The sequence below is a fragment of the Pseudomonas sp. LBUM1674 genome (assembly GCF_059695635.1).
In genome coordinates this window covers 7,076,387-7,084,113 of the sequence record NZ_CP166779.1, presented here as the reverse complement: position 1 = coordinate 7,084,113, position 7,727 = coordinate 7,076,387, and the positions used below count along the sequence as shown (strand labels likewise).

The following is a 7,727-nucleotide window of genomic DNA, read 5'->3' as shown; positions in this document are numbered from 1 at the left end:
GGATATCCCCTAAGTTGAAAGCCGATGAGGCAAAAACAAGCGGCCATTGTAGCGACCAGGCGCCTACTTATCCACACGTAGGTTATTCACTGCCGCATAAGAATCACGGTTTTGCCCATAAAAAAGTCGACCAATGGTCTGTGCATAAGCTCTGTGGATAACCGCCCGTAAGGTCGTTGTACAAGTGGGGGCGAAACTCGGTGGATAACCTGCCTGTGGATAAGCACCCCTTTCACACACAGCTTATCCGACAGTGCAGCACAGGCTGACCACCGTTTTCCACCGTAGTTGTCATTCTCTGTACATCACGGGATAGAAGGGCCAAAGGCAGTTATCCACAGATGATCGTGGCCCTAGCTTTTATAAGCTTTACAGAAAAGCTTTAAATACTTTCCTTCTTTATTTCTATATCTAGCGAAGGGCTGGCACCGACGAAACCTCTGGAGATCTATTTATAAGGAAACGCTGGTTGGAAATTGACCTAGAGGCTTGCTTTCTCTAGAATCCCCGGTCTCTTAAAACGGGGGCCATTCCGGCCCGTTGTGGACGAATCAGGTAACACGACAATGAAACGTACTTTCCAACCAAGCACCATCAAACGCGCTCGTACCCACGGTTTCCGTGCTCGCATGGCTACCAAGAACGGTCGTGCCGTCCTGTCGCGTCGTCGCGCCAAAGGTCGTGCGCGTCTGGCAGTTTGATAATCCGGCACTGGAGGTGAGTCAGGACTTCAGTCGGGAAAAGCGCCTGCTTACCCCCCGGCATTTCAAGGCAGTCTTTGACTCCCCTACCGGCAAGGTTCCGGGGAAAAATCTCCTGCTCCTTGCGCGCAACAACGATCTTGATCACCCCCGTCTCGGGCTGGTTATCGGGAAAAAGAGCGTAAAGCTCTCCGTCGAGCGCAATCGCCTCAAACGTCTGATGCGCGAATCGTTCCGTCTGAACCAGGATTCACTGGCCGGCTGGGACATCGTTATCGTCGCGCGCAAAGGTTTGGGTGACGTAGAAAACCCCGAATTGATTCAGCATTTCGGCAAACTCTGGAAGCGTCTGGCACGCAGTACGCCGGTACCAGCAGTCAAAACCGAAACTGTAGGGGTAGACAGTCCCGATGCGTAAACTGGCACTCGTTCCGATCCAGTTTTATCGCTATGCCATTAGTCCCCTGATGGCCAGTCACTGTCGTTTCTACCCCAGTTGTTCCTGCTACGCGTATGAAGCCATAGAAAATCATGGCCTTCTGCGCGGTGGCTGGCTGGCCTTTCGTCGTTTAGGTCGCTGTCATCCGTGGAATCCCGGTGGTTATGACCCGGTTCCATCTATCCCTACCTCCCGTTCTTCTTCGATGGCCGAGTAATCATGGATATCAAACGCACGATCCTGATCGTCGCCCTGGCAATCGTGTCCTACGTTATGGTTCTTAAATGGAACCAGGACTATGGCCAGGCTGCCCTGCCGACTCAGAATGTTGCTTCCAGTACTACCGCACCGGGTCTACCGGATACGGCGACTGGCAAAAATGCTTCTGTCAGTGACGACATTCCCCGCGCCGCAAGCGATACCACTGCAACTGCACCTGCTGAAACGCCAGTGGCTGCAAGCAAAGACCTCATCCAGATCAAAACGGATGTGCTCGACCTGGCAGTCGATCCACAAGGTGGCGATGTTGCCCAGCTGAAATTGCCGTTGTATCCACGTCGCCAGGACCATCCGGAAATTCCGTTCCAGCTGTTCGATAACGGCGGTGAACTGACTTACCTGGCGCAAAGTGGCCTGATCGGTAGCAACGGCCCGGACGCAAGCCCGGCCGGTCGTCCGGTTTACTACTCGGAGAAGAAGACTTATCAACTGGCTGACGGTCAGGACCAATTGGTCGTGGACCTGAAGTTCAGCAAGGATGGCGTCAATTACATCAAGCGTTTCACCCTGAAACGTGGCCTGTATGACGTAACCGTTTCCTACCTGATCGACAACCAGAGCGCGCAGCCCTGGTCCGGTGCGATGTTCGCGCAACTGAAGCGTGACGCCAGCGGCGATCCTTCCTCAACCACCGCCACCGGTACCGCGACTTACCTGGGCGCTGCCCTGTGGACAAGTAACGAGCCGTACAAGAAAGTGTCCATGAAGGACATGGACAAGGCGCAGTTGAAGGAAACCGTCAGTGGTGGTTGGGTTGCCTGGTTGCAACACTACTTCGTCACCGCATGGATTCCGGCCAAGGGCGAAAACAACGTCGTCCAGACCCGTAAAGACAGCAAAGGCAACTACATCATCGGTTATACCGGCCCGGCAATGAGCGTCGCGCCAGGTGCAAAAGCCGAAACCAGTGCAGTTCTGTACGCTGGTCCGAAAAGCCAGGCAGTGCTGAAAGAGTTGTCCCCAGGTCTGGAACTGACCGTCGACTACGGCATTCTGTGGTTCATTGCCCAGCCAATCTTCTGGTTGCTGGGACATATCCACGCAATCGTCGGTAACTGGGGCTGGTCGATCATCTTCCTGACCATGCTGATCAAAGGGATCTTCTTCCCGCTGTCAGCTGCCAGTTACAAATCCATGGCGCGCATGCGTGCAGTGGCACCGAAACTGGCTGCACTGAAAGAGCAGCATGGCGACGACCGGCAGAAAATGTCGCAAGCCATGATGGAGCTGTACAAGAAAGAGAAGATCAATCCGCTGGGTGGTTGCTTGCCAATCCTCGTGCAGATGCCGGTTTTCCTTTCGCTGTACTGGGTTCTGCTGGAAAGCGTTGAAATGCGCCAAGCGCCGTTCATGCTGTGGATTACCGACCTGTCGATCAAGGATCCGTTCTTCATTCTGCCGATCATCATGGGCGTAACCATGTTCATCCAGCAGCAGTTGAACCCAACTCCTCCGGATCCGATGCAGGCCAAGGTGATGAAGCTGATGCCAATCATCTTCACCTTCTTCTTCCTGTGGTTCCCGGCTGGTCTGGTGCTGTACTGGGTAGTGAACAACGTATTGTCGATCGCCCAACAGTGGTACATCACGCGTAAGATCGAAGCGGCTGTGAAAAAAGCCGAGGCGTAACTTGCTCTGTGGATAACCACTCAAAACGCCCCCTAGTGGGGCGTTTTGCTATCTGTCACTTTTGTCTGGATACCGGTTTATGAGCGTTTCTCGTGAAACCATCGCTGCCGTCGCCACCGCACAAGGTCGTGGCGGTGTCGGCATCGTCCGTATTTCCGGGCCTCTGGCGAGTGTTGCGGCCAAGGCCTTCAGCGGTCGTGAGCTCAAGCCGCGATTTGCCCATTACGGCCCCTTCCTCAGCGAAAACGATGAGGTGCTGGACCAGGGCATCGCCCTGTATTTCCCGGGACCGAACTCGTTCACCGGCGAAGATGTGCTGGAACTCCAGGGTCATGGCGGTCCGGTTGTTCTGGATATGCTGCTCAAGCGTTGCCTGGAACTGGGCTGCCGACTGGCCCGCCCCGGTGAATTCAGCGAACGCGCCTTCCTTAACGACAAACTCGACCTGGCCCAGGCTGAAGCCATCGCCGACTTGATTGAGGCGAGCTCGGCACAGGCGGCACGCAATGCCCTGCGTTCCTTGCAGGGCGCATTTTCCGAGCGTGTGCATAACCTCACCGAGCAATTGATTGGCCTGCGGATCTACGTCGAAGCGGCCATCGACTTCCCGGAAGAAGAAATCGACTTCCTTGCCGATGGCCATGTACTGAGCATGCTCGACAAGGTACGTGATGAGTTATCCACCGTATTGCGCGAAGCCGGGCAGGGGGCATTACTGCGCGACGGCATGACGGTGGTGATTGCCGGTCGACCGAATGCGGGTAAATCCAGCCTGCTGAACGCATTGGCCGGTCGTGAGGCGGCAATCGTCACCGAGATTGCCGGCACTACCCGTGACATTCTTCGCGAACATATCCACATCGATGGCATGCCGCTGCATGTAGTCGATACCGCAGGTTTGCGGGATACCGATGATCAAGTGGAAAAAATCGGCGTCGAACGGGCATTGAAGGCCATTGGCGAAGCGGATCGCGTATTGCTGGTTGTCGACGCCACCGCACCCGAGGCACTTGATCCATTCGCGTTGTGGCCTGAATTCCTGGAAACCCGTCCGGACCCGGCGAAAGTCACGTTGATTCGTAACAAGGCAGACCTCACCGGCGAAGCCATTGCCCTGGAAGTCAGTGAGGATGGTCACGTCACCATCAGCCTCAGCGCCAAGTCTGCAGGCGACGGCCTGGAATTGCTGCGCGATCACCTCAAGGCCTGCATGGGCTATGAACAGACCTCTGAGAGCAGCTTCAGTGCTCGCAGGCGTCACCTCGAAGCCTTGCGTCATGCCAGTGCTTCCCTCGAGCACGGCCGTGCGCAGCTGACGTTAGCGGGTGCCGGCGAACTGCTGGCCGAGGATTTGCGTCAGGCTCAGCATTCTTTGGGTGAAATCACCGGTGCTTTCAGCTCCGATGACCTGCTTGGACGGATCTTTTCCAGCTTCTGTATTGGTAAGTAAGATGCCATCACCTACGGAAAGAACACGATCCTTGTAGGAGCTGGCTTGCCAGCGAAGGCGGACTGTCTGACAAATCGATATTGAATGTGACGGCCCCTTCGCTGGCAAGCCAGCTCCTACAGAAATAGATCGGCGTACACGCGTTGCCCCACAGACAGGCCTCTCGCGCCTGTCTGTTTCTTCCTTTCTCTTAAATTTTCTTCCAGTGCCGAGCAGATTTTTTCTGCTTGAGCGAATTTTCCGTGTCCGGGATTTACTGATTCAGCGAATTTCTGTGGATTAAGCCCTGTGAATAACTGCCACTAAGGGCAGTTGATAACAGGGGCTGAAATCTGAAGATAACTGCCACTGTGGATAACCACCCCTTTAATCCACAGGCTTAAACCGGTTATCCAAGGGCCTCATTGGCACATGACCACAGGGTTTTGATTCTCTGTACACATTGAATATAAAGGGCTGCATTAATCTATCCACAGAAAGGTGCCTCAGTAGAAATAAACATAAAAACAAAGATTTAATAAATTTCTTTCTTTTTAATTTCTGTTAAGCCGACTTTTCCACAGCTGGTTAAATTTTGTGCAAAGGGTTCTTTAGGAAGGGCGAAGTCCCTATACTTGCCGCCCAGGTCCAAAAACCTGTGCTCAAACTATTTCTGATTACCTGACTGAAGCAGGCACGAGGTGCGTGGTGGATTTCCCTTCCCGTTTTGAAGTGATCGTCATCGGCGGCGGTCATGCCGGTACCGAGGCAGCACTGGCGTCAGCACGCATGGGGGCAAAAACCCTGTTGCTGACGCATAACGTGGAAACCCTCGGTGCCATGAGTTGCAACCCTGCCATTGGCGGGATAGGCAAAAGCCACCTGGTCAAGGAAATCGATGCCCTGGGCGGCGCGATGGCCATGGCTACCGATAAGGGTGGAATTCAGTTTCGCGTGTTGAACAGCCGCAAAGGCCCGGCGGTGCGTGCAACTCGCGCTCAGGCCGACCGGGTTCTGTACAAGGCCGCTGTCCGCGAAGCCCTGGAGAACCAGCCGAACCTGTGGATATTCCAACAAGCCGCCGACGACCTGATCGTCGAACAGGAACAAGTGCGCGGAGTAGTCACCCAAATGGGTCTGCGTTTCTTCGCCGATTCCGTGGTGTTGACCACGGGCACCTTCCTCGGTGGACTTATCCACATCGGAATGCAGAATTTTTCCGGGGGGCGCGCCGGTGATCCGCCGTCGATCGCCCTGGCTCACCGCTTGCGTGAACTGCCACTGCGCGTTGGCCGCCTGAAAACCGGTACGCCACCGCGCATCGATGGTCGTTCCGTGGATTTCTCGGTCATGACCGAGCAAGCAGGCGATACGCCGATTCCGGTGATGTCGTTCATGGGTTCCAAAGAGCAGCACCCGAAACAGGTCAGCTGCTGGATTACCCACACCAACGCCCGCACCCACGAGATCATCGCCGCCAACCTCGACCGTTCGCCGATGTATTCCGATGCCGGTGTGATTGAAGGGATCGGCCCGCGCTACTGCCCGTCGATCGAAGACAAGATTCATCGCTTTGCCGACAAGGAAAGCCATCAGGTCTTCATCGAACCCGAAGGCCTGACGACCAACGAGCTGTACCCGAACGGGATATCCACATCCTTGCCGTTCGACGTGCAGTTGCAGATCGTGCAATCGATCCGCGGCATGGAAAACGCACACATCGTGCGTCCGGGCTACGCCATCGAGTACGATTACTTCGACCCGCGTGACCTGAAGTACAACCTGGAAACCAAAGTCATCGGCGGTCTGTTTTTCGCCGGGCAAATCAACGGCACCACCGGTTACGAAGAAGCCGGCGCCCAGGGTTTGCTGGCCGGGGCCAACGCCGCATTGCGTGCACAGGGCAAAGATGCCTGGTGCCCGCGTCGCGATGAGGCGTACATCGGAGTCTTGGTCGACGACCTGATTACTTTGGGTACTCAAGAACCGTACCGGATGTTCACATCCCGCGCCGAGTACCGTCTGATCCTGCGCGAAGACAACGCCGACCTGCGTTTGACCGAAAAAGGTCGCGAACTGGGTCTGGTCGATGACGCGCGTTGGGCTGCGTTCTGCACCAAAAGGGAAAGCATCACGCTGGAAGAACAGCGCCTGAAAAGTACCTGGGTACGCCCGGGCACCGAACAGGGCGATGCCATTTCCGAGAAATTTGGCACACCGCTGACCCACGAATACAATTTGCTCAACCTGCTGAGTCGTCCGGAAATCGACTACGCGGGTCTGATCGCCGTGACCGGTGGTGGCGCAGAAGATCCACAAGTGGCCGAGCAGGTTGAGATCAAGACCAAATACGCCGGTTACATCGATCGCCAGCAGGATGAAATCGCACGCCTGCGGGCCAGTGAAGACACGAAACTGCCTGTGGATATCGATTACACGAACATTTCCGGTCTCTCCAAAGAGATCCAGAGCAAGCTCGGTGCGACCCGTCCAGAGACCCTGGGCCAGGCGTCGCGTATTCCGGGTGTCACTCCGGCAGCGATTTCGCTGTTGATGATTCATTTGAAAAAACGCGGCGCTGGCCGTCAGTTGGAGCAAAGCGCTTGAGTTCGTCGGTCACCTCGCAACACGCAGAAGAGTTATCCACAGGTGCTCGCCAGCTTGGTGTCACGCTGACAGAAATCCAGCACGCGCAGCTGCTGGGTTATCTGGCCCTGTTGATAAAATGGAACAAGGCTTACAACCTGACCGCCGTGCGCGATCCGGACGAAATGGTGTCCCGTCACCTGCTCGACAGTTTGAGCGTGATGTCGTTCGTCGAAAACGGTCGCTGGCTTGATGTTGGCAGCGGCGGCGGCATGCCGGGTATTCCATTGGCCATCCTGTTTCCAGAGTCCCAAGTGACGTGCCTGGACAGCAATGGCAAGAAAACCCGCTTCCTGACCCAGGTCAAACTCGAACTCAAATTGGATAACCTGCAAGTTATCCACAGTCGCGTCGAAGACTTTCAGCCTGCTCAAGCCTTCAACGGGATCATCTCCCGGGCGTTCAGCAGTATGGAAAACTTCAGCAACTGGACTCGCCACCTCGGCGACACTGATACACGTTGGCTGGCAATGAAGGGCGTTCATCCGGCTGATGAGCTGGTAGCATTGCCGGCAGACTTCCACCTCGATAGCGAACACGCCCTGGCCGTACCTGGTTGCCAAGGCCAACGCCATCTGCTGATACTGCGCCGCACGGCATGATT

General features: G+C 55.5%; 7 protein-coding genes. All 7 read left to right on the top strand.

Annotation, left to right across the window (positions count from 1 at the left end; translation table 11 throughout):
• Window positions 1–566 precede the first annotated feature (566 nt).
• Complete coding sequence (gene rpmH, locus ACA067_RS32580; protein ID WP_003213577.1) at window positions 567–701, top strand: 50S ribosomal protein L34; 135 nt, start codon at window positions 567–569, stop codon at window positions 699–701.
• A 16-nt stretch (window positions 702–717) separates the two neighbouring features.
• Complete coding sequence (gene rnpA, locus ACA067_RS32575) at window positions 718–1,119, top strand: ribonuclease P protein component (RefSeq protein WP_031319201.1); 402 nt, start codon at window positions 718–720, stop codon at window positions 1,117–1,119.
• A complete protein-coding gene (yidD, locus tag ACA067_RS32570; protein ID WP_074872215.1) occupies window positions 1,112–1,357 on the top strand; it encodes a membrane protein insertion efficiency factor YidD in 246 nt (81 codons plus the stop codon). Before rnpA ends, yidD begins: the two co-directional genes overlap by 8 nt.
• 2 nt (window positions 1,358–1,359) lie before the next feature.
• Window positions 1,360–3,048 carry a membrane protein insertase YidC gene (gene yidC, locus ACA067_RS32565; RefSeq protein ID WP_497460088.1) on the top strand — a complete coding sequence of 563 codons (1,689 nt, stop codon included), beginning with the start codon at window positions 1,360–1,362 and terminating at the stop codon, window positions 3,046–3,048.
• A gap of 79 nt (window positions 3,049–3,127) precedes the next feature.
• Window positions 3,128–4,498 carry a tRNA uridine-5-carboxymethylaminomethyl(34) synthesis GTPase MnmE gene (gene mnmE / locus ACA067_RS32560; RefSeq protein ID WP_497460087.1) on the top strand — a complete coding sequence of 457 codons (1,371 nt, stop codon included), beginning with the start codon at window positions 3,128–3,130 and terminating at the stop codon, window positions 4,496–4,498.
• Between the two features lie 687 nt (window positions 4,499–5,185).
• The gene (mnmG, locus tag ACA067_RS32555) at window positions 5,186–7,084 is read left to right on the top strand and encodes a tRNA uridine-5-carboxymethylaminomethyl(34) synthesis enzyme MnmG (RefSeq protein WP_497460086.1); all 1,899 of its coding nucleotides are present in this window, start codon (window positions 5,186–5,188) and stop codon (window positions 7,082–7,084) included.
• Window positions 7,081–7,725 (top strand): 16S rRNA (guanine(527)-N(7))-methyltransferase RsmG, encoded by a 645-nt coding sequence (gene rsmG, locus ACA067_RS32550; protein ID WP_497460085.1) that lies wholly within the window; start codon window positions 7,081–7,083, stop codon window positions 7,723–7,725. The genes mnmG and rsmG overlap by 4 nt, the downstream gene beginning before the upstream one ends.
• Window positions 7,726–7,727: the final 2 nt, after the last annotated feature.

What these genes read in the sequence shown, in the direction of transcription:
- rpmH (WP_003213577.1), top strand. Translation starts at nt 567, where the DNA reads ATGAAACGTACTTTCCAACCAAGCACCATCAAACGCGCTCGTACCCAC.
- yidD (WP_074872215.1), top strand. Translation starts at nt 1,112, where the DNA reads ATGCGTAAACTGGCACTCGTTCCGATCCAGTTTTATCGCTATGCCATT.
- yidC (WP_497460088.1), top strand. Translation starts at nt 1,360, where the DNA reads ATGGATATCAAACGCACGATCCTGATCGTCGCCCTGGCAATCGTGTCC.
- mnmE (WP_497460087.1), top strand. Translation starts at nt 3,128, where the DNA reads ATGAGCGTTTCTCGTGAAACCATCGCTGCCGTCGCCACCGCACAAGGT.